The sequence below is a fragment of the Pseudomonas sp. EYE_354 genome (genome assembly GCF_023148575.1).
GTDB lineage: Bacteria > Pseudomonadota > Gammaproteobacteria > Pseudomonadales > Pseudomonadaceae > Aquipseudomonas.
On the sequence record NZ_JAHXNQ010000020.1, the window covers coordinates 43,679 to 63,357 of the forward strand.

At 62.8% G+C, this 19,679-nt stretch carries 22 protein-coding genes; 16 read left to right on the forward strand and 6 right to left on the reverse strand.

Going from position 1 to position 19,679, the window contains the following annotated elements:
* Positions 1–4 precede the first annotated feature (4 nt).
* From KZX66_RS23200 to KZX66_RS23250, 11 genes are all read left to right on the forward strand, one after another.
* Positions 5–1,804, forward strand: coding sequence for a MotA/TolQ/ExbB proton channel family protein (locus KZX66_RS23200; RefSeq protein WP_248083576.1), 1,800 nt, complete (start codon positions 5–7; stop codon positions 1,802–1,804).
* 11 nt (positions 1,805–1,815) lie between these two features.
* Complete coding sequence (locus KZX66_RS23205; RefSeq protein WP_010211136.1) at positions 1,816–2,241, forward strand: biopolymer transporter ExbD; 426 nt, start codon at positions 1,816–1,818, stop codon at positions 2,239–2,241.
* A gap of 3 nt (positions 2,242–2,244) precedes the next feature.
* Positions 2,245–2,949 (forward strand): energy transducer TonB, encoded by a 705-nt coding sequence (locus KZX66_RS23210; RefSeq protein WP_248083577.1) that lies wholly within the window; start codon positions 2,245–2,247, stop codon positions 2,947–2,949.
* Positions 2,950–3,018: 69 nt separating this feature from the next.
* Positions 3,019–4,719, forward strand: coding sequence for a putative porin (locus KZX66_RS23215; protein ID WP_248083578.1), 1,701 nt, complete (start codon positions 3,019–3,021; stop codon positions 4,717–4,719).
* 18 nt (positions 4,720–4,737) lie between these two features.
* Positions 4,738–5,364: a DNA repair protein gene (locus KZX66_RS23220; RefSeq protein WP_248083579.1), complete on the forward strand. Its 627-nt coding sequence runs from the start codon at positions 4,738–4,740 to the stop codon at positions 5,362–5,364.
* 20 nt (positions 5,365–5,384) lie between these two features.
* On the forward strand, positions 5,385–5,852 hold the full coding sequence (locus KZX66_RS23225) for a YbjN domain-containing protein (protein WP_248083580.1): 468 nt from the start codon (positions 5,385–5,387) through the stop codon (positions 5,850–5,852).
* On the forward strand, positions 5,849–6,790 hold the full coding sequence (locus KZX66_RS23230; RefSeq protein ID WP_248083581.1) for a peptidylprolyl isomerase: 942 nt from the start codon (positions 5,849–5,851) through the stop codon (positions 6,788–6,790). Before KZX66_RS23225 ends, KZX66_RS23230 begins: the two co-directional genes overlap by 4 nt.
* A gap of 51 nt (positions 6,791–6,841) precedes the next feature.
* The gene (locus tag KZX66_RS23235) at positions 6,842–7,819 is read left to right on the forward strand and encodes a LysR family transcriptional regulator (RefSeq protein WP_248083582.1); all 978 of its coding nucleotides are present in this window, start codon (positions 6,842–6,844) and stop codon (positions 7,817–7,819) included.
* Between the two features lie 93 nt (positions 7,820–7,912).
* The gene (locus KZX66_RS23240; RefSeq protein WP_248083583.1) at positions 7,913–8,503 is read left to right on the forward strand and encodes a histidine phosphatase family protein; all 591 of its coding nucleotides are present in this window, start codon (positions 7,913–7,915) and stop codon (positions 8,501–8,503) included.
* Positions 8,504–8,512: 9 nt separating this feature from the next.
* Positions 8,513–9,268 (forward strand): precorrin-6A synthase (deacetylating), encoded by a 756-nt coding sequence (gene cobF, locus KZX66_RS23245; RefSeq protein ID WP_248083584.1) that lies wholly within the window; start codon positions 8,513–8,515, stop codon positions 9,266–9,268.
* A gap of 12 nt (positions 9,269–9,280) precedes the next feature.
* Positions 9,281–10,000 (forward strand): alpha/beta fold hydrolase, encoded by a 720-nt coding sequence (locus KZX66_RS23250; RefSeq protein ID WP_248083585.1) that lies wholly within the window; start codon positions 9,281–9,283, stop codon positions 9,998–10,000.
* Between the two features lie 29 nt (positions 10,001–10,029).
* Here KZX66_RS23250 and KZX66_RS23255 read toward each other — a convergent pair whose 3' ends face one another.
* The gene (locus KZX66_RS23255; protein WP_248083586.1) at positions 10,030–10,584 is read right to left on the reverse strand and encodes a hypothetical protein; all 555 of its coding nucleotides are present in this window, start codon (positions 10,582–10,584) and stop codon (positions 10,030–10,032) included.
* A gap of 72 nt (positions 10,585–10,656) precedes the next feature.
* Positions 10,657–12,465, reverse strand: coding sequence for a monovalent cation:proton antiporter-2 (CPA2) family protein (locus KZX66_RS23260; RefSeq protein ID WP_248083587.1), 1,809 nt, complete (start codon positions 12,463–12,465; stop codon positions 10,657–10,659).
* A 166-nt stretch (positions 12,466–12,631) separates the two neighbouring features.
* On the opposite strand from KZX66_RS23260, the gene KZX66_RS23265 reads away from it, so the two are divergent.
* Together KZX66_RS23265 and KZX66_RS23270 are read left to right on the forward strand one after the other, a co-directional pair.
* Entirely contained in the window at positions 12,632–14,185 is a 1,554-nt protein-coding gene (locus KZX66_RS23265; protein ID WP_248083588.1) for a DUF726 domain-containing protein, read from the forward strand.
* 41 nt (positions 14,186–14,226) lie between these two features.
* A complete protein-coding gene (locus tag KZX66_RS23270) occupies positions 14,227–15,546 on the forward strand; it encodes an Nramp family divalent metal transporter (protein ID WP_248083589.1) in 1,320 nt (439 codons plus the stop codon).
* Between the two features lie 54 nt (positions 15,547–15,600).
* On the opposite strand, the gene KZX66_RS23275 is transcribed toward KZX66_RS23270, so the two are convergent.
* A complete protein-coding gene (locus KZX66_RS23275) occupies positions 15,601–16,533 on the reverse strand; it encodes a LysR family transcriptional regulator (RefSeq protein ID WP_248083590.1) in 933 nt (310 codons plus the stop codon).
* A gap of 117 nt (positions 16,534–16,650) precedes the next feature.
* Between KZX66_RS23275 and KZX66_RS23280 the strand changes: the two genes are divergently transcribed.
* The 3 genes from KZX66_RS23280 to KZX66_RS23290 all read left to right on the forward strand — a co-directional run bounded on the left by KZX66_RS23280 (position 16,651) and on the right by KZX66_RS23290 (position 17,856).
* Entirely contained in the window at positions 16,651–17,139 is a 489-nt protein-coding gene (locus KZX66_RS23280) for a DMT family transporter (protein WP_248083591.1), read from the forward strand.
* A gap of 4 nt (positions 17,140–17,143) precedes the next feature.
* Positions 17,144–17,596, forward strand: coding sequence for a DMT family transporter (locus tag KZX66_RS23285; RefSeq protein WP_248083592.1), 453 nt, complete (start codon positions 17,144–17,146; stop codon positions 17,594–17,596).
* Between the two features lie 89 nt (positions 17,597–17,685).
* A complete protein-coding gene (locus KZX66_RS23290; protein ID WP_248083593.1) occupies positions 17,686–17,856 on the forward strand; it encodes a metallothionein in 171 nt (56 codons plus the stop codon).
* Between the two features lie 42 nt (positions 17,857–17,898).
* On the opposite strand, the gene KZX66_RS23295 is transcribed toward KZX66_RS23290, so the two are convergent.
* The 3 genes from KZX66_RS23295 to KZX66_RS23305 all read right to left on the reverse strand — a co-directional run bounded on the left by KZX66_RS23295 (position 17,899) and on the right by KZX66_RS23305 (position 19,675).
* Positions 17,899–18,171 carry a hypothetical protein gene (locus KZX66_RS23295; protein WP_248083594.1) on the reverse strand — a complete coding sequence of 91 codons (273 nt, stop codon included), beginning with the start codon at positions 18,169–18,171 and terminating at the stop codon, positions 17,899–17,901.
* Between the two features lie 20 nt (positions 18,172–18,191).
* Positions 18,192–18,434 (reverse strand): DUF6555 family protein, encoded by a 243-nt coding sequence (locus KZX66_RS23300; protein ID WP_248083625.1) that lies wholly within the window; start codon positions 18,432–18,434, stop codon positions 18,192–18,194.
* 212 nt (positions 18,435–18,646) lie between these two features.
* Positions 18,647–19,675, reverse strand: coding sequence for a purine nucleoside permease (locus KZX66_RS23305; protein WP_248083595.1), 1,029 nt, complete (start codon positions 19,673–19,675; stop codon positions 18,647–18,649).
* Between the last annotated feature and the right edge of the window lie 4 nt (positions 19,676–19,679).

Here is a 19,679-nt window from a genome sequence, read left to right on the forward strand (position 1 = left end):
ACCCATGCAACGCCTATTTCTGAGCCTGATGATCTGCCTGGGCTTCGCGCTCCCGGCCACCGCCCATGCCTGGTGGCAGGATGATTGGCACTACCGCAAACAGATTTCGGTAGACACCACCGCCCAAGGCGCGGCGATCAGTCAGGCCTTGGGGCGCACCGCACTGCTGGTGCGCCTGCACACCGGCAACTTCACCTTTGACGGGGTCAAGGACGACGGCGCTGATTTGCGGTTTGTGAGTGCCGATGACAAGACCGTGTTCAATCACCAGATCGAGAGCTTCGATCCGCTGATGGGCATGGCGTTGATCTGGGTCGATGTGCCCAAGGTCGAAGGCGGGCAGCGCCAGGACCTGTGGATGTACTACGGCAACCAGAAGGCCCCGGCCACGGCCAACGGCCAACTGACGTTCGACCCCAATTACACCGCGCTGTACCACTTTGACGGTGCCAACGCGACGCCGCCGCGCGACACCACGGCCTACGCCAATAATGCGTTGAACGCCGCCGGCTCGAGCATCGATGGCGTGATCGGCCGTGCCTTGCAGTTCGGCGGCCAACCGCTGATGTTGCCGGCCAGCCCATCGTTGCAACACGCGGCAGGCGGCGCGTTCACGTTCAGCGCCTGGCTGCGCCTGGACCAGGCCAGCGGTGAACAAATCGTCCTGGCCCGGCGCGACGGGCCCCACAGCCTCTTGCTGGGGCTGAACCAAGGCTCGCCGTTTGTTGAAATCGACGGCCAGCGTGCGGTCTCGACGCAGCCGCTGAACCCCGGCCAATGGCAGCACCTGGCGTTCACCGCCGAGGGTGACAAGGTCGCGCTGTATGTCAACGGCCGCGAAAGCGCTAGCCTCGCCGTGGCCATGCCCGCGTTCAACACGCCGTTGGCCATCGGTGCCGACCTGCCGGACGCAGCCGCTACGCACCAGCCGTTCGCCGGGGCCATGGATGAGCTGCGCCTGTCCAAGGTGGCGCGCCCGGCCGCGCTGTTGCTGGCCGATGCCAGTGCCCAGGGCGCCGAGTCGAAGCTGGTGGCTTACGGGGTGGATGAAGAGCAGTCGGGCATGGGCTTCGGCAGCCTGGGCTTTTTGCTCAACGCGGTGCCGGTGGACGCCTGGGTGATCATCCTGGTGTTGGTGGCGATGATGGTGCAATCGTGGTTCATCATGCTGCGCAAGAACCGTCAGGTCAGCCGCGTGAGCAGCGCCAACGAGGTGTTCCGCGAGCACTTTGCGCAGATCGGCACGCGCCTGGAGATGTACGCCGACGACGCCCAGTTGGGCGAACGCCTGACCTATTCGTCGCTGTGGCGCCTGTACCTGGTGGCGGTCAAGGAAATCCGCACCCGCCGTGCCCAGGGCGCGGACACTTCGTCGGTGTCGGCCGCCACCATCGAAGCTATCCGCTGCTCCATGGACGGCGTGCGCACCCGCGAAAACCAGGCCCTCAGTGCCAAGCTCTCAACGTTATCCAACGCCATCGCCGGCGGCCCCTATATCGGCCTGCTGGGGACGGTGCTGGGGATCATGGTGGTGTTTCTCGGCACGGCCATGGCCGGTGACGTGAATATCAACGCCATCGCCCCCGGTATGGCGGCGGCGTTGCTGGCCACGGCCATGGGCCTGTTCGTCGCGATTCCTGCACTGTTTGGCTACAACCGCCTGATCACGCGCAACAAGGAGGTCAGTGCGGACATGCGCGTGTTCGTCGACGAGTTCATCACCCGCCTGGCGGAGATGCACGGCGAGAGCCAACACAGCGAGACGGCGCATCGCCGTGAGCATCACGCATCGGTTCCGGCCTGAGGAGAATTGCCATGGCTTCTGTAAATGCCTCCCACGACGATGACGATGATGCGGCCGTCGACAGCATCAATATCACGCCCCTGGTGGACGTGCTGATGGTGGTGCTGGTGATGTTTATCCTCACGGCCACCGCCCAGGTCTCGGGGATCCAGATCCACCTGCCCAAGGCCAGCGCCTCGGTGTCGCTGTCGGAGGCCAAGACCAAGGCGATCTCGGTGAACGACGGCGGCCAGGTGTTCCTTGACGCCTACCCGGTGACCCTCGGCGAGCTGGAAGAGCGCCTGCGTATCGAGAAAGCGTTGAACCCGGACTTCCCGGTAATCGTGCGCGGTGACGCCATGGTGCAGTACCAGAAGGTCATCGAGGTGCTCGACTTGCTGCGCCGGCTGGAGCTGTCCCAGGTCGGGCTGGTCACCGGCAAACCGAGCCAGGGCTGAGTCATGACCGCACAGATGCCGATCACGCCCTTGCCGACCAAGACCAAGCCGCCGTTGCGCCCGCTCAAGTGGGGCGCCGGCCTGCTGTTGGGGGCCGTGGCCGCCTGGTTTTTGTGGCAATGGGCCAATGACATGAGTGGCGTACGCCGCGAAGCACCGAAGGTGCCAACGATCATTCCGTTGCCGCCACCGCCGCCGCCACCACCGGAAAAACCCAAGGAGCCCGAACCCCAGGTGGAAGAAAAAGTGCCGGAGCCAATACCGACCCCAGCACCGGAAGAGGTTAAGCCGGCCGAGGAGGCGCCACCGTCGCCCGCCGATGATCTGGCCAACCCGATGCAGATCGACGGCGATGCCCAGTCGGGCACCGACGGTTTCAATATCGGCGCCGGCAAGGGCGGGGGTATGGCCGGTTCCGGAGGAGGAGGCCTGGGCACGGGCACTTACAAGCAATACCTGGCTGGGGTGTTTCAACGCCTGCTGCGCGAAGACCCGGAGTTGCGCAAGAAGGCTTACAGCGTACAGGCGGACTTGTGGCTGAACGCCGAGGGCGAAGTCACTCGCGTGGCGTTGGCCAAGTCCAGCGGCGATGCCGACACCGATGCCCAGGTATTGGCCGCGTTGCGTGCACCCCATGCCACGCAACGGGTGCCGGCCTCGGTCAGCATGCCGGTACGCCTGTCGCTCAAGGGCCGACGGCCGGATTGATCGGATACGTATTCAACCGCATTGCTCAACTGAATTTTTTCAACGGTTTTTTACAGGAGTTGCGTACACATGATTTCCCCCGTGAATCGACTGACCCTGGCGGTTGGCATGGTCATCGCGACCCTGGTTGGCCAGGCGACGGCCGCCCCGGTCGCGCCTTCGGAAAACGTCACCATCAACCTGATCCGCCTGCTGGTGCAGCAAGGCGTGCTGACCCAGGACACCGCCAACGGGCTGATCGCCCAGGCCGAAAAAGAGGCCCGGCAGGCACGCCAGGCCAATGCCGCCGCGGCGGTCGCCAGCGGCCCGCCTACCGCCCCTGGGGACGTGCGTGTGCAATACGTGCCGCAGGCGGTGCGCGACCAGATCCGTGATCAGGTCAAGGCCGAAGTCATGGCCACCGCCAAACAGGAAAACTGGGCCCAGCCCAATACGTTCCCGGACTGGATCTCGCGTATCAGCTTTGATGGCGATATCCGTTTGCGCGACGAATCGCGCTACTTCTCGGGTAACAACAGCAACAACATCACCGACTTCGCCAAGCTCAATGACACCGGCCCGTACGACGTCAACAAAAACTCCAACACCAAGTTTCCGCCGCTGCTCAACACCCGCGAGGACCGCGAAAACCTGTTCCGCCTGCGCGCGCGCCTGGGCATGAAAGCGGTGATCTCGCCGGAGTGGACCGCCGGCATCCGCATCGCCACCGGCTCGGACAACAACCCGGTGTCCACCACCCAAACCCTGGGCGGCGGCTTCGGCAAAAAAGACATCTGGCTCGACCAGGGCTACCTGACCTGGAAAACCACCGATTACATGACGCTGACTGCCGGGCGTATCGCCAACCCGTTCTATTCCACCGACATGATGTATTCCAACGACCTCAACTTCGACGGCGTGGCGGCGCTCTTCAACCACCGCCTCAACAGCGAGTGGGGCCTGTTCGGGACCCTCGGTGCGTTCCCGGTCGAATACACCTCCGACACGGCCAGCAGCAACGGCATCGACAAGGAAGACAGCCAGACCAAATGGCTGTTCGGCGGGCAGATCGGTGCCGACTGGAAGATCAACCGCAGCAACCGCCTCAAGCTCGCTGCCGCTTATTACCAGTTCCAGGACATCGAGGGCGAGCGCTCCAGCCCTTGCTCCACGTGGCAAGGGGCAGCGGGGTGCGACACCGACGGCTCGCGCGTGGCGTTCATGCAAAAAGGCAACTCAGTGTTCAACCTGCGCAACAACACCACCAACCCGGCTGATCCTGTGCGCACAGCCGACCCGCAGTTTGTGGGCCTGGCGTCCAAATTCGACGTGCTCGACCTCAACCTGGTCTGGGACAGCGAACTGCCAAGCGACTTCAAGCTGCGCAGCCAAGGCAACTTCATCCACAACCTGGGCTACGACAAGGGCGAAATGCTCAAGCGCAGCGAAGGCGAGATCGTCAACAACATCAACAGCAAGGGCCAGTTTGAAAGTGGCGGCAATGCCTTGATGGTCTCGTTCACCCTCGGCAGTGCGCTGGAGATGCGCAAGCGTGGCGACTGGAACGTATTGGCCGGCTACAAGTACATCCAGCCCGACGCCTTGCCCGACGGCTTCAACGACTCCTCGTTCCACCTGGGCGGCACCAACGCCAAGGGTTACTTCATTGGCGGCAACTACGGCATCGACAAGAACATCTACGCCAGTGCGCGCTGGTTGAGCGCGTCCGAAGTGTACGGCCAGCCGTTCGAAGTGGACGTGATGCAACTGGAACTCAACACGCGCTTTTGATGCGCCGGGAGATGCCACATGAACACGCGAATCTGCGCACTGCTGTTGTTGTTCGTCGCCACCGGCGCCTCGGCCGAAGGCATGGAAGAGCGCCTGCGTACCCAACTGCGCAGCACCACCCAGCAATTACAGGCGCTGCAAAGCGAACAGGCCCAGGCCAGTGCGGCACGTCTGGCGGCCGAAACCCAGGCCAGGCAGGCCCAGGCGCAAATCAAGCAGCTTACGGCCGAGCTGGAAAAGACCCGTGGCATGGCCGAGCAACTGGCCGGCCAGCAACAAAGCCTGCACAGCCAGGCGCAGGCCCAGGTGGCGGCGCGGGATGAGCAGCTTGGCAAGTTCAAGAAGGCTTATGACGAACTGCTGGTACTGGCCAAAGGCAAGGAGGCCGAGCGCGCCCGATTGCAGGCGCAACTGAGCGAACGTGACACACAAGTGCAGCAATGTTCGGTCAAGAATCAACAGATGTACGGGGTCGCCCAACAGTTACTCACGGCCTATGAAAAAATCGACGTGGCGCAGGTCATGAGCATTCGCCAGCCCTTCGCCAGCAGCACGCGGGTCAAGTTTGAGGAATTGGCCCAGGGGTTTGGTGACGATTTGTACAAGAGCCGTTTCGATGCGCCCCAGGCAACCGCCAACCATTGATAGACAAGGAAGAGATCACCATGAGCGAATTGATCACCAGCGTCAGCGTGCAGAGCCTCACCGAGCTGTTGCAAGAGGCCGGCTACCGCGTCAACCAAAGCGAACAGAACGGCATCGTGCAGTTGCTCAGCGCCAGTCAGGGCATCGGCTATGCGGTGCGCTTTGGCAACGCGGCGGCCGAGCAGGGGAGTTATGTGGATTTCACCTACAGCTGTGCGCTGCGGGTACAGGGCGAATTGCCTGAAGGCCTGGCCCAGGTGTGGAACGCATCGCGGCGTTTTGCGCGCTTGTCGGTGCAGGGCGAGTTTCTGCTGATGGAAATGGACGTGGTGGTCGCCGGCGTTGGCGCCATGCACCTGCGCAGCCAGCTGGAACTGTGGGACCGCCTGTTGCAGGAGTTCATCGTGTACCTGCGTGAATACAGCCAGCACGCGGCGCACTTGCAGACCCAGTCCACACCCGTTGCTGAAGAGGCGCCGGCGCTGTGAAAAAGCCAACCTTGATGGTCGGCGCCGGCGCGCTGGCCCTGCTGGTGGTGGCGGTGGGCTTGAGCCTGCGCCCGGGCAGCGACCCGGTGGCGGCGCAACAGCCGGCTTCGGTGACTAACCCTGTAGCGGGCGGGCCGGCGGTGGCGCGCCTGGGCAACCAGCAAATCGACCTGCCGGAACTGAAAAGCGTATTGGCGAGCCTGCCGGCTGAGTCCCGCGAGCAACTGCGCGGCAACCGTGGCGCCCTGGAAACCTGGATTCGCTCGCGCCTGGCGCAAAAGGCCGTCCTCGAACAGGCCGACGCCCAGGGCTGGCGCCAGCGCCCGGAGGTGGAACAGCAGACCCGCGCCGCGACTGAGCAGATTGTGTTTCGCGACTACATGCTCTCGGTCAGCCAAGTGCCGGCCGATTACCCCAGCGCTGTCGAACTGCAACAGGCGTATGACAGCGGCAAGGCCCAGTGGATGACGCCGCCGTTGTACCGGGTAGGGCAGATCTTCCTTGCGGTGAATGACCCGCAAAGTGCCGATGCGGTACGCCGTCAGGCCCAGGAATTGAGCCGCAAGGCCCAGGCCGCGCCGGCGGACTTTGCCGCCCTGGCCACGCAGTTCTCTCAGGACCCGGACAGCGCCGCGCGCGGTGGCGACTCGGGCCTGCAGCCCTTGCAGCAACTGGTGCCGGCCGTGCGCGAGGCCGTCTCGCGGCTCAAGGTCGGCGCGGTGTCGGACGCGGTGCAGAGCCCGGCCGGGTTCCATGTACTCAAGTTGATCGGCCAGCAACCGGCGCGCACCGCCACCCTCGACGAACTGCGCGAACGCCTCACCCAGGCCCTGCGTGCCCAGCGTCAGGAGCAGATCGCCAAGGCCTATCTGGAAGGCATGCTCAACACCGCCACGCTGAGCATCGACGGCGCCGAGCTGAATAAAGTGCTGGAGTAATACGCTCCAACCCGCATTGGATGCATCGACCGACAAGACAGGGAGTCTGCCATGGCATTACTGGAACCGTCCGGCCCTCAGGGCCCCGCCGCCTATCGTGCACCGGCCGAGTCGCGCAGCCATTGGCTGGCTCTGGCCCATGAGATCGACCCGGAGGTGGCGCGTTACTTTCTGGTCAGTGCGCGCTGCGGCTGCTTCATGCAGGCCGCGCGCAGCTTGAATATCAAGGCCACCTTGCTGCGCAAACGCCTGGCGCAATTGGAAGGACACCTGTGCCACGCGTTGTTCAGCTACCAGGGCAATGGCCTGGTGCTCAGTCGCGATGGCCTGCAATTGCAGGCCCAGTTGGTTGCCCTGGCCCATGAACGGCGCCTGCCGGCGGTGGCGCAACCCTTGATTCGCCTGGCGGTGGCCGAGCCGATCCTGCACGACATCCTCGGGCGTGATCTGATTGCCTTGCTGCGCCGCAATGCCAGCGTGCGCCTGGAGATCATCTCCCTCGACAGCCGGCAGTCCCTGCAAGCGCTGGACGTGGACATCGTGCTGTGGTTATCGGGCAACGACGGTCCGTTGCCCGGTCCGGGTTTTGCCACCGAACCGCCCCGAGCGCTGGCGCGGTTGCAGTATTTGCCGCACATCGCCAAGCGCTATTCACGCGTGACCGCACGCCCGGACAGCGAGGCAGACCTCGACGATTACATGCTGGTGCAATGGCAGCCCGACGCACAGGTCGACGCGTTGCAACCGTGGAACCAGGTGGTGGAACGACGCCAGGCTGCCGTGGTACAGGTGCAGGCGTACTCGCTGATGCTGGAGATGATCCGCTGCGGTGCCTGCATCGGTTTGCTGCCGCACTACATGAGCAGCTTCGACCGTGGATTGGTGGCGCTGCCGGGGTTGCTGGCCGAGAGCATGCAGCGCCAGGTGTGGCTGGCGGTGAATGCACAGGTGCGCGATGCCGAGGCGGTGCAGATGATTGTGGCGCTGATCGTCAGTACCTTCGAGGGGCGACGCGCTTGGTTTGATTAGCGCTGCGGCGCTTTGTGCGGCCAGAGGCGTTGCGCCCTGGCGCTATCTGCGCCAGTCTTGACGGCCTCGTCCTTTGTGTTGGAGCAACCTGCGATGCAGGCCACCCGTTTGACCCTCGTCTGCCATGCCGTTACGCCCCTGCAAAAACAGGGGCGTTTTGCCGAGGACGAGTCGGTGGCGATGGACTGGCAAGGCGCGCGGTTGTCCCTGGCCGGCCGTTACACGAAAAACCTGCGCCTGCTGTGTGGCCCCGAGGCGCGAGCCCGGCAGACGGCGGGACTGTTCGGCGCACACCCGGTGATCGAAACCGCGCTGCGCGACGTTGACCTGGGGGCTTGGGCTGGCCGGGACATTGGGCAGGTTGAACCTGATCAACTGAGTGCCTGGCTCACCGATAGCAGCTGCGCGCCCCACGGGGGCGAGTCGGTGGCGCACCTGTGCACGCGGGTGGCACAGTGGCTGCAATCCCTCGAAAGCCAGCCGGGTCACGTCGTGGCCGTTACCCATCCCTTTGTGGTCCGCGCCGCGCTGCTGTACGTCATGCAGTTCCCGGTCTCGATGTTCTACCGGATCGATGTCGAGCCGTTGTCCACCACGGAACTGCGTTTCAACGGTGTGTGGCGCCTGCGTCTGGAAACTCACGCCCAGGCGCCTGAACATGGCAAAATCCACGCCCCGCAATGAGAGCAACCCATGAAACGCATCCTGATCATCGGCATTGGCGCCGGCAACCCTGACTACATCACGATGCAGGCCGTGAAGGCGCTGAACCGCACCGACGTGTTTTTCCTGATGGACAAGGGCCAGAGCAAAGACAAGCTGATCGACCTGCGCCGCGAGATCTGCCAGACCTATATCACCGAACCCGGCTACCGCTTTGTCGAGGCCGATTGCCCCGAGCGCGTGCGCGGTGACATCGACTACACCACCGCCGTGCAGGACCTGAACCGCGACAAGCAAGCCACCTTCGAACGCATGATCAACGAGGAAATGGCCGACGGTGAAGTGGGCGCGTTCCTGGCCTGGGGCGACCCGGCGCTGTACGACAGCACCATCCGCATCCTGCAGGCGATCCTGGCCAGCGGCCGCTGTGCATTTGAGTTTGAGGTGATCCCCGGCATCACCAGCGTGCAGGCCCTGGCGGCGCAGCATAAGGTGGCGTTGAACCGTATCGGCAAGTCTTTGGAGATCACCACCGGTCGACGCCTGGCGGCGGGGCAGGCGAGTGATGCCGACACCCTGGTGGTCATGCTCGACGCCGAAGATTCCTACCACACGGTGGCCGATCAGGACCTGGATATTTATTGGGGTGCCTACCTGGGCACGCCGGATGAAATCCTGATCAGCGGTAAAGTCAGCGACGTGGCTGACGAGATTCAACGGGTGCGCAAGGCGGCACGCCTGGCCAATGGCTGGATCATGGATACGTATTTGTTGCGCAAACCCTGAGGTAACGTCCCCATGTTCAAGCTGTTTGCCCTCGCGCTGACCCTGGTGGCCGGCGTTGCCCACGCTGATTCCGAGTTGCACACCGATTTGCCGCTCGCTTACCTGGAACAGAGCCAAAGCGATGCGCGCAATGAGCCGCTGGTGATCTTTTTGCACGGGTTCGGCAGCAATGAGGAAGACCTGTTCGGCATCAAGGACGCGTTGCCGTCCACATGGACCTACTTGTCCGTACGCGCGCCGATGCCGGTGCAGCCCAGCGGGTTTCGCTGGTTTACCAAGACGCCGGGTGACGGCGATTACGATGGTGTGACCGCTGATTTGCGCAGCAGCGCCAAGCTGATCAAGGACTTCGTCGTCAAGGCCACCGCGAAATACCACACGCAAAGCGATCGGGTGTTCCTGGTGGGGTTCAGTCAGGGCGCGATCATGTCTTATGAGGTGGCTTTGCGTGATCCCGCTCTGGTGCGGGGCATTGCGGCGTTGAGTGGCAGCCTGTTGCCGGTGCTCAAGGCAGAGCTCAAGCCGGATCAGCGCTTGGGCAAACTGGCGATCTTTATCGGCCACGGCACGCTGGACCAGGCGTTGCCGTATGTCTCGGCGACGCGGGCGAATGAGGTGCTGGTGGGGTTGGGGTTGCAACCCGAGTTTCATGGGTACCCGGGGATGAATCACACCGTCAGTGAGGCGCAGTTGAGCGATTTGAAGGCCTGGTTGCAGAAGAGCCTGCGCTGACGGAGTGTCTGTCGGCTATTGAGTCGGCGTTACTTACCGCCCGTAATCTGCTTCACCAGCGCGGCATGCCCCTTCGCATCGTCGGCCCGCGAGATTGCCTGGATCACCAGCAGCTGGTTGCCCGAGCCGCCCAGGAAGGTGGAGTTCAAAGTCTTGCCGCCGCCCTGGGTGGCGGTGCTGTCCACCTGGCGCAGGCCCAGGCCTTTGAGGGTCAGTTTTTTCTCACTGAGTTTCTTGAAGTCGGGCAGGGCGGCGCTTTGGTCCTTGACGAAACCGGCCACGGCGCCGTCGAGGAACTTCGAGTCGTTGTCCTGGATGTTTACCCCATCGTTGCGCACGGTTTCGGCGACGATCACCACACTTTTCGTGGTTTGGTTGGCGTACATCGTGCCCTGGGTGTCGGCGGTGCCGTCTTCGGCCTTGCCGGCCGGCAGGGTGTCGGCCGCGTAGGCCTTGGGCAGGGTGAAGGTGAACTTGCCGCCCAGGGTGGAGATGGTCTGGGTGGTGGGCTTGGCTGCGGCGAACGCGCTGCCCGCGGCGAGCACGAGGGCGAGCAGGGCGGCGGTCTTGGTGAAGGTGGCCATGAAGCGCTCCAGTGATGAACGAAATTGCGGAACATTCTGTCAGAAATTTCGCAATTTCGTTCACCCGCAGGCTCACCCCTTGTCGGACTCCTCCTCAAGGCGGTCCATCTCAAACAGTCGCGCCAGTTCCGTGCGGGCTTCCTGGGCGGTTTGCATCACCTTGGCGGCATCGTCGTAGACCGCGTGTTGGGCGGCCAGCACTTGCAGGTCGTGGTTCTTGAAGCGGTTGATGCGCGCATCGGCCTGGGCTTGGGTCAGGCCCAGGCCGACCAGGGTGCGGCGGCTCATTTCCAGGCTGGAATAGAAGGTCTCGCGCACCGGCGACGCATCCAGGTCCACCAGACGATGCACGTGCTGGCGGTTACGGGCACGGGCGATGATCTTCATGTGCGGATAGAGGTTGCGCACCAACTCGGCGGTCTTGATGTTGATCTCCGGGTCGTCCATGGCGATCACGAAGAACTCCGCCTGGTCGACCTTGGCCGCGTGCAGGATCTCGGGGCGTTGCGGGTCGCCGTAGAACACCGGCATGCCGCCGAAGCTGCGGGTCAGCTCGATGGTTTCCACCGAGGTGTCGAGGGCGATGAACGAGATGTTCTGGGCGCGCAGGATCCGCGCCACGATCTGTCCCATCCGTCCCATGCCGGCGATCACCACCCGCGGCGCATCGCTCTCGATGGCGCGGAATTCCTCCGGCACATGCACTGGTTTGACCTTGGGCTTGAACAGCTTTGGGCACACCAACAGCAGTAGCGGCGTGACGGCCATGGACAGGGTGATGGTCAGCACCAGGATGTCGTACAGGTGCGGTTCGAACAGGCCCTGGTCGCGGCCGATCTTGAACACCACGAAGGCGAACTCACCGCCCGCCGCCAGCACCACACCCAGGCGCAGGGCACTTTCGCGGTTGAGGTCGCCCACCAGCCGGCCCACGGCATAGAGCAGCGGCAACTTGAGGCCGATCAATAGCAGCGTCAGGCCAATCACCACCAGCGGTGAACTGAGCAGCAGGCTGAGGTTGGCGCCCATGCCCACGCTGATAAAAAACAACCCGAGCAACAGGCCCTTGAACGGTTCGATCTGGGATTCCAGTTCGTGGCGGTATTCGGAATCCGCCAGCAGCAGGCCGGCGAGGAACGCGCCCAGCGCCATGGACACGCCTACCAGTTCCATCAGCCAGGCCGTGCCGATCACCACCAGCAAAGCGGTGGCTGTGGACACTTCGCGCAGGCCGGTCTTGGCGACGATGCGAAACACCGGTCGCAGCAGGTAACGCCCGCCGATGATCACCACCGCAATGCTGCCGAGGATCTGCAGCACGTGTTGCACGCCTTGGGCTTCGGTGGTCGGGTGATCACTGCCGGCCAGCAGCGGCACCATGGCGATCAACGGGATCGCGGCGATGTCCTGGAACAGCAGGATGGCAAACGCCAGCCGACCGTGGGGCTGGTTCAGCTCTTTGCGTTCGGCCAGGCTTTGCAGACCGAATGCGGTGGACGACAGCGCCAGGCCCAGACCCAGCACGATGGCGCTGTTCCAGGCCTGCCCAAACACCCAGAGCGCCACGGCGCCCATCACCAACCCGGTCAACAGCACCTGGGCCAGGCCGACCCCGAAGACCGCCTTGCGCATCACCCATAAACGCTTGGGTGACAGTTCCAGGCCAATGATGAACAGCAGCAACACCACGCCCAGCTCGGAGAACTGCGCCACGCTTTGCGGGTTGCCGATCAGGCCCAGCACCGACGGGCCGATGATCACACCGGCAAACAGATAGCCCAACACCGCGCCGAGTTGCAGGCGCTTGGCCAGTGGCACGGTCAGCACAGCGGCGAGCAGGAACACTACGGCTGCTTGTAACAGGTTGCCTTCATGGGGCATTGCGAACTCCAGAATCTTTAAAACCAATCAACAGGCGCGTATTAGAGCGCTTTTTGCCGGTTGAAAATTGTGTTTTTGCTGCGTGGCCGTGAGATATCGCGTGATGGGCGTTGTCGCTCAGCCTTTGTTACTATCGCTCCCCCTCGTCACCAGGAGTCACTGCCCCATGCAACACCAGTGGGATGAAATGCACCGCACCCGCAAGCCCACGTTCGTACTGTGCGGCGAGCCCCAGGGGGATGTGCTCAATCTCTATGTTCACGGTTATTCAGCGTTCTTTAACCGGCAACAACTGGGCAATTTCCAGCAGCAGTTGGCGCGCATTGAGGGCTCGACCAATCTGATGCTGTTCTGGCCGGCGGGGCACTTTCTGGAAAACCTGTTTGCACCTTTCAAGGAAGTGATTGGCGCGATGCTCGGCGGCGGCAGTGTGGGGGCTGCCACCGTGGGCGTGGGCAAGGCGATTGCGTATTTCCTGGACCACTATAAAAGCGTCGAGGCGCGAGTGGATGAGGTGGCCAAGAGCCTGCTGCCGGAACTGGCCGGCTACCTGCATGGCCAGGCGCTGCCAGTGCGGCGTATCAATTTGATCGGGCATTCCCTGGGCGCGCGGATTCTGGTCAAGAGCCTGCTGGCCAGTCCTGAAACCGCGCGTGAGCTGCCTTTGGACAACTTGCTGCTGATGGGCGGCGCGATCTGCACATCGAGCCCCTGGGATGAGGTGTCTGCGCCACTCAAGGGACGGCTGATCAACTGCCACTCCAGCAAGGATTGGGCCTTGGCCCTGAAGCCGGACACCGAGCGTTGCATCGGGCGTTATGCGATCCCCGTGACGCCGGCGCTGAAGGCGAAGGTGACCAATGTGCATTTGGCCACCTTCGACCACGCCGCCTACTGGCCGCAGTTACAAACAGTGGTGCAGTACACCGACCTGCTGCACGAACGACGCGGCATGATTCGCTCCGACCAGCGCAGTGCCGAGGTGCGCTTTGCCGAAGAAGACACCGAGTTGTTCCCGGCCTTGGTGCAGGCGCGGCCTGAGGAGTTGAAATTCCTCGCCGAGTTGATGGCGCAAAAGCGCAGTGCATCGATTGACACCACGGTGCGTGAGCCGCTCAAGCTGGCCATCGAGTTGCAGCGCATGGGTGGCGATACCTTTATGAACCTGGCCCGTGGTCATGGTGTGAGTTACCGCCAGATCACCGAAGACGTGGCGCAGCGCCTGGGGATCAAGTTTGACGACCCGCTTGAGAGCGTGGTGCTGGCGGACATTGAAGCCCAGGTCGCAGAAAAACTGATCGAGCAGTACAAGGACAAACTCAGCAACGCTGACCGGCAAGTATTCGATGCCGAACTCAAGGCCGCCGCGCAAAAAGAGCAGGGCTTGTTCAATCGCATCGACCTTGGCCGTTCGGCCACCACTGCCTTGAGCGGTACGGCATTGGCGGGGCTGACCGGGTTTATCCTGCGTCGGGGGGCGGCCACTGCAATTCCGGTGGTGGGGCAGGCGTTGGCGGCGGCGATGCTGCTGGTGAGCGGGGTGCGGGCATTTTCGGGGCCGGCCTATTCGATCACCACCCTCGCCGTGCTGGTGATCGGTGTGATTCGCCAGCGCATGGAGCGTGAGGCGCTGAACCAGGAGATGGACCTGGTGGTGCAGGTGGTGGAAGCGTTCGACCTGCCGCGGGATACGGTGATGCGCACGGTTGCATCCGACTGATAAGCTGCGCGCCTGTCTAGTGTGTTTGCCTGGGATACCGCGTGAAATTCAGCCTGCCAAAAATCGCTACCGCCCCGTTCTGCCCGCCGGAAGTGGCCGGTTCCGTCGCCGTTGATCCCAAGGCGTCGTTCTTCAAGCGCGTCCTGATGTTTGCCGGCCCTGGCTTGCTGGTCTCTATCGGTTACATGGACCCCGGCAATTGGGCCACCGCCATCGAGGCGGGTTCGCGTTATGGCTACAGCTTATTGTTTGTGGTGTTACTCGCCAGCCTGGCGGGCATGGCGGTGCAGTGTCTGTGCTCGCGACTGGGCATCGCCACCGGCAAGGACCTGGCGCAACTGTGCCGCGAGCGCTACAGCAAACGCTCCTCACGCACCCAGTGGGTGTTGGCGGAAATCTCGATCATCGCCACCGACCTTGCCGAAGTGCTCGGCTGCGCCCTGGCGTTTCACTTGCTGCTGGGCGTCTCGCTGACCACCGGCATTGTGATTACCGCGTTCGATACGTTGTTGGTGTTGGCCCTGCAAAACCGTGGATTTCGTCGCCTGGAAGCGATCATGCTGGCGTTGGTGGCGACCATCGGTGTGTGTTTCTTTATCGAGCTGGCGCTGATCAAGCCTTATTGGCCGGACGTGTTCAGCGGCTTTGCGCCGTCCCTGTCGGCCATCAGCGATGCCGCACCGCTGTACCTGGCCATCGGCATCCTAGGGGCGACGGTGATGCCCCATAATCTCTACCTGCATAGCTCGATCGTGCAGACCCGCCTGATCGGCAAGGACCTGGCCAGCAAGCAGGACGCGGTCAAGCTGGCGCGTATCGACACCATCGGCTCCCTGGCCCTGGCGTTGTTGGTCAATGGTGCCATCCTGGTACTCGCCGCCGCTGCCTTCCATAAGACCGGGCATACCGACGTGGTGGAAATCCAGGACGCCTACCACCTGCTCGACCCGTTGGTCGGCGGTGCGTTCGCCAGCATCCTGTTTGGTATTGCCTTGCTGGCGTCCGGGCAAAGCTCGACGTTTACCGGCACCATCGCCGGGCAGGTGATCATGGAAGGTTACTTGAACCTGCGCATTCCCTGCTGGCAACGCCGTTTGATCACCCGTGGGCTGGCGCTGATCCCGGCATTTGTCGGTGTGTGGGTGATGGGCGACGATGCGATCGGCAAGTTGCTGATTCTGAGCCAGGTGGTGCTGAGCCTGCAGCTGCCGTTCGCGCTGTACCCGCTGATCCGCATGACCGGCGACAAGCAACTGATGGGGCCGTTCGTCAACCGGCTGCCGACGCGGGTGCTGGCGTGGTTTCTGTTCGCCGTGATCAGTGGCGCGAACGCGTGGTTGATCGCTCAGTGGCTGTTTTGAGGTGCAGGGGCCCGGAAATCAGCACGGGCCTCTCTCAACCCTTCTGTACATTCCTTACCGGTCCCAATACGGCACCGCTCCAAAACACTCTACAAAGTAATCGATCACCGTCCTGACCTTCAGCGACAGGCGCCGGCTGCCCGGCCACAGTGCCGCAATCTGTTGAGGTTCCAGGGTGGTCGCCACGTCGTATTCCGTCAGCACTGCCTGCAAGGTGCCGGCGCGCAGGCTTTCACCGATCAGCCAGGACGGAAACACCACCAGCCCCAGGCCCTGTTCGGCGGCGTGGGTGAGGGTGTCGGCATGGTTGCCGGTGACCGGGCCTTTGACGCTGTAGGACGTCCAGTCGCCCTGATCGCGGCGAAAGAACCAGCGTTGCTGGCCGGTGACACCTTTGTAGGCCAGGCATTGATGATGTTTGAGTTCGTCGGGGTGCGTGGGCGTGCCGTGCTCTGCCAGGTACGCCGGGCTGGCGGCGATACGAAAGCGCTGCGGGGCGAAGATGCGGGCCTGCATGCTGGAGTCGTTGAGCACGCCGATGCGAAACAGCAAATCGGTGCCGTCCTGTAGCGGGTCGACGTAGGTGTCGGTTTGCTGGATATCCAGTTGCAGCTTCGGGTAACGCCGGCATAGCTCGCCCAGCCAAGGCGAGAGATGCCGCTGGCCGAACACCATCGGTGCATTGATGCGCACCACGCCGCTGGGTTCGCTGTCCTGTTCCTGCAAGGCCTGGCTGGCGGCTTCCAACTGTTCGAGCATCAAGCGGGCATGCCCGCCCAGCAGGCGACCGGCTTCGGTGGGGCTCACCGCGCGTGTGTGGCGATAGAGCAACTGCTGGCTGAGGGCCTGTTCCATCAGTTGGATCTGGCGCGAGATGGAGGAGGGCGCCAGGCCTTCGCGCCGCGCCACTTCAGAAAAACTGCCGTGGTCGAGCACTGCGACGAACAGGCGCAGGGCCTTGAAACTCAATTCATTCAAACCGTGCATCGGGGCTCCGTGCGGTGCGTTTTACGCAAAGGTGTTATCCGTATGCTCCCATTTATCGCACAGCACAGCCATCGGATAATGCGCGCCATTCAAAACAGCGTTCAACGCAGGTGATGTATGCAATCCAGATCTATCGAAGGCGTGGCACCGGCCAAGCCGAAAATTAACCTGTTGCGGCTGCTGCTCTTGCCGCTGGTGATCCTGGCCGGCATGGGCTTGTCGGTGGAAGCCGGTTTGCTCGGGCCGCTGGGCGAGCAGGTGGGGCATTTATGGGCGACCCTGAGCATTTTTGGCGTGGGCTCGGCAATTCTGGGGTTGCTGCTGCTGTTCAGCGGCCCGCAAAAGGGCCCGGCACTCACCGAGCTGCCGCGCTGGCAGTTGATCGGTGGTTTTCTGGGGCCGATCTACGTGGTGGTACTGACCCTGGCCACCCCCCATATCGGTATCGCCATGACCATGATCGCGATCCTCTCGGGACAGGTGGGCAAGAGCGTATTGATCGACCATTTCGGCTGGTTCGGCACCGCGCGCAAGCGCGTCAATGGCGAGCGCTGGATTGCCCTGGCGTTGATTGTGGCGGCACTTGTTTTGATTGCACGAGGATAAGGCGATGAATCTGATTCTGTTATTGGTCGTGGTGGTGGCAGCGGGCGCGGTGTTGAGCGTGCAGGCAGCCATCAACGGGCGTCTGGGCCAGACGGTGGGCGTGCTGCGCAGCAGTCTGGTGACCTTTGGGGTCGGCGCCGTTGTGACGGCTCTGTTGATTTTTTTCTTCGAGCCCGTCCAGGCCGTGAGCTTGCTGGAAGTGCCCAAATGGCAGCTGACCGGTGCGCTGTTCGGTGTGGTGTACATGATGGTGATGGTCGGTGCGGTGCCGGTGGTTGGCGCGGCAGTGGCGACCGTTGCGGTGATCACGGGGCAGTTGGCCATGGGGATGTTGATCGATAACTTCGGCTGGCTGGGCAACCCGGCGATTGAGCTGTCAGGCAGTCGGATCGTGGCGATGGTGTGTCTGGCCCTGGCCCTGGTGTTCATGTATCGCAGCAACACGCGCACCGACTGATGGTTTGAACGAACGGCGCGGGCGTGCAGTCATTGCTTAAGGTGCCGGCGTTCGCCGCACCGGGACGACCATGAAGAAGGAGTCTGAACATGCCGGATCAAACGTGTGCTTGCCCCCACTGCAAATGCGTACTGGGGGTCGATGCGATCATGAAAGATGGGAAGGGCTATTGCTGCCAGGGGTGTGCGGAACATCATGCCCACGGTGAGCCTTGTGCCGCGCCGACAGGCTGTGAGTGCGCTAAATCGGCTCACGGCTGACGCTGTTGCCAGGCGGCCGGTAGCGCCGGCCCCTGGCGCGATTCATTGGGTTTCCAGCTCCAGCTGCAAGCTGTGGTCGGCCAGACGCTGGCGGTCTTTGACCACACCACTGGTACGCCGCCCCTGCAGCGCGAACACTACCGTCTGGGCATCCTGCAGGTCTTCCGGCAACGGCTGGAACACCTTCACCACCAGCCATCCAGGTGTTTTTTGCAGGCTTACCTGACACTCCGCATGCTTGGACAAGGGGCCAAGCAGCGTGTCCTGGGTGTAATCGATCCGCGCTTTGCCATGGATCTGTTCGGGTAACGTCATGATTCATACTCCTTGCTTGATCAGGCCTGGGCGCGCGCGTCCGAGCGGCGCCATTGCACGTTATGGATGCCGAACTTCTCGGCTTGAGCCTGGCTGGTCTTTTTCACTTTCTCGCGGGAGAAACGTCCGATACGTCCCACGCCGGCGTCACAACTTGCCCAATGCCAGGCCTCTGCTGCATCAAGCTTATCCAGGCGGATGATGAATGACTTGGCATCGCCATGCAGGGTGTAGTCGATGACAAACAATTTTGCGTTATTCATTGGCCCGTTAACCTTGGTGGTGTAAGCAAGTGATCCCCGGTGCTGGTAAAAATTCACTCGGATGGTCGAGCGGTCATCATTTTCACGACCGCCTTTCCCTTGATCGATGCGCACGCCACGGGCCTGGGCGTCCCCCCCGCTGGCCGTTGGGGCTGCCAGGGACGTGAGTCGAGGCAGCGCGGACACAATCTCCGGCTGCCTTGATTGCGCGGTTATACCTCGGGAACGCCCTTTTCCCAGGCCGACCAGTTGTTGAGGATCGCCTGTACCAACGGATTGCCCGTGCGGTACAGGTTTTCCAGGGCCGGTACGAAGCCGCCCTGATCCGCGTATTTGAGCAGGTTGTCCACCTCGCTGTAGCCGGGGTAAGGCCGGTCGAAATCGGAACCGGCACGCACCACGGCCAGGCGCTGGATATCCACCAACCCTTCACGGCTGGCGCGCAGCAGAGCCTCATAGGTGGAGTTGTCTTCCTGTTGGGTGGTGCAGTACTCGCCTTTATTGTCGGTCAGCAACTTGGTCCAGACTTCGGCGCGTTCACTCAGGCGCGTGCCGGAGAACCAGGTATTGCCCGCCAGCGTGTCGCAGCGCGTGACCTGCGGCGGCTGGTTGGCCGGCGCGGCGGGGTAGTGCTTGCGCCAGGCGCTGGACTCCTTGCTTTCCGTCAGTTCGACCTTGTGCGACAGGGCAAACGCCTTGGCTTGCAGCTTGGGGTTCAGCTCGAACACTTCGGTCTTGTAGTCCAGCGGTGGTTTTTCGTTGGGACCCTTGGTGTTGATGCCGATATAGCCGGTCGGCCAGTCTTTGGGCGCATCCCGTGAATCCAGCTCCCACTGAGTGCCGAATTCCACCAGGTAATGGGCCCAGGCAGCGGTGCCGATCGTGCCGTGCTTGGGGTTGATGCCGGCGATCCCGGCAATCAGGAAGTAGCTGTGGCGCAGGTCGAACCTGGGCGACAAGGCCAGGGCCAGAGTGGATGCTGCGGCGTTGGTCTGGCCCATGCCGGTGACCAGCAGGCACACGTCCTGAGTATTGCAGCGGATCACCGGGTATTCGGCGGACAGGCCCGGCACACGAACTTCCTGCGTGAGTTGCAGGCGCTCGATCCAGGTTTGCGCCTCGGGGGCGAACATGGTGATCAGCATCACCTTGGGTTTGATCGGTGCCGGGGCGTCAGCCAGCACCAGGTGCGGCAGCAAGCTCAGGCCAGCGGCCATCGACAGACGGGTAAAGGTGTTCATCTCA

Bases quoted from the DNA above. Each gene is read 5' to 3' on its own strand.
- KZX66_RS23200 (WP_248083576.1), top strand. From the start codon at position 5: ATGCAACGCCTATTTCTGAGCCTGATGATCTGCCTGGGCTTCGCGCTC.
- KZX66_RS23205 (WP_010211136.1), top strand. From the start codon at position 1,816: ATGGCTTCTGTAAATGCCTCCCACGACGATGACGATGATGCGGCCGTC.
- KZX66_RS23210 (WP_248083577.1), top strand. From the start codon at position 2,245: ATGACCGCACAGATGCCGATCACGCCCTTGCCGACCAAGACCAAGCCG.
- KZX66_RS23215 (WP_248083578.1), top strand. From the start codon at position 3,019: ATGATTTCCCCCGTGAATCGACTGACCCTGGCGGTTGGCATGGTCATC.
- KZX66_RS23220 (WP_248083579.1), top strand. From the start codon at position 4,738: ATGAACACGCGAATCTGCGCACTGCTGTTGTTGTTCGTCGCCACCGGC.
- KZX66_RS23225 (WP_248083580.1), top strand. From the start codon at position 5,385: ATGAGCGAATTGATCACCAGCGTCAGCGTGCAGAGCCTCACCGAGCTG.
- KZX66_RS23235 (WP_248083582.1), top strand. From the start codon at position 6,842: ATGGCATTACTGGAACCGTCCGGCCCTCAGGGCCCCGCCGCCTATCGT.
- KZX66_RS23240 (WP_248083583.1), top strand. From the start codon at position 7,913: ATGCAGGCCACCCGTTTGACCCTCGTCTGCCATGCCGTTACGCCCCTG.
- cobF (WP_248083584.1), top strand. From the start codon at position 8,513: ATGAAACGCATCCTGATCATCGGCATTGGCGCCGGCAACCCTGACTAC.
- KZX66_RS23250 (WP_248083585.1), top strand. From the start codon at position 9,281: ATGTTCAAGCTGTTTGCCCTCGCGCTGACCCTGGTGGCCGGCGTTGCC.
- KZX66_RS23255 (WP_248083586.1), bottom strand. From the start codon at position 10,584: ATGGCCACCTTCACCAAGACCGCCGCCCTGCTCGCCCTCGTGCTCGCC.
- KZX66_RS23260 (WP_248083587.1), bottom strand. From the start codon at position 12,465: ATGCCCCATGAAGGCAACCTGTTACAAGCAGCCGTAGTGTTCCTGCTC.
- KZX66_RS23265 (WP_248083588.1), top strand. From the start codon at position 12,632: ATGCAACACCAGTGGGATGAAATGCACCGCACCCGCAAGCCCACGTTC.
- KZX66_RS23275 (WP_248083590.1), bottom strand. From the start codon at position 16,533: ATGCACGGTTTGAATGAATTGAGTTTCAAGGCCCTGCGCCTGTTCGTC.
- KZX66_RS23280 (WP_248083591.1), top strand. From the start codon at position 16,651: ATGCAATCCAGATCTATCGAAGGCGTGGCACCGGCCAAGCCGAAAATT.
- KZX66_RS23285 (WP_248083592.1), top strand. From the start codon at position 17,144: ATGAATCTGATTCTGTTATTGGTCGTGGTGGTGGCAGCGGGCGCGGTG.
- KZX66_RS23290 (WP_248083593.1), top strand. From the start codon at position 17,686: ATGCCGGATCAAACGTGTGCTTGCCCCCACTGCAAATGCGTACTGGGG.
- KZX66_RS23295 (WP_248083594.1), bottom strand. From the start codon at position 18,171: ATGACGTTACCCGAACAGATCCATGGCAAAGCGCGGATCGATTACACC.
- KZX66_RS23300 (WP_248083625.1), bottom strand. From the start codon at position 18,434: ATGAATAACGCAAAATTGTTTGTCATCGACTACACCCTGCATGGCGAT.
- KZX66_RS23305 (WP_248083595.1), bottom strand. From the start codon at position 19,675: ATGAACACCTTTACCCGTCTGTCGATGGCCGCTGGCCTGAGCTTGCTG.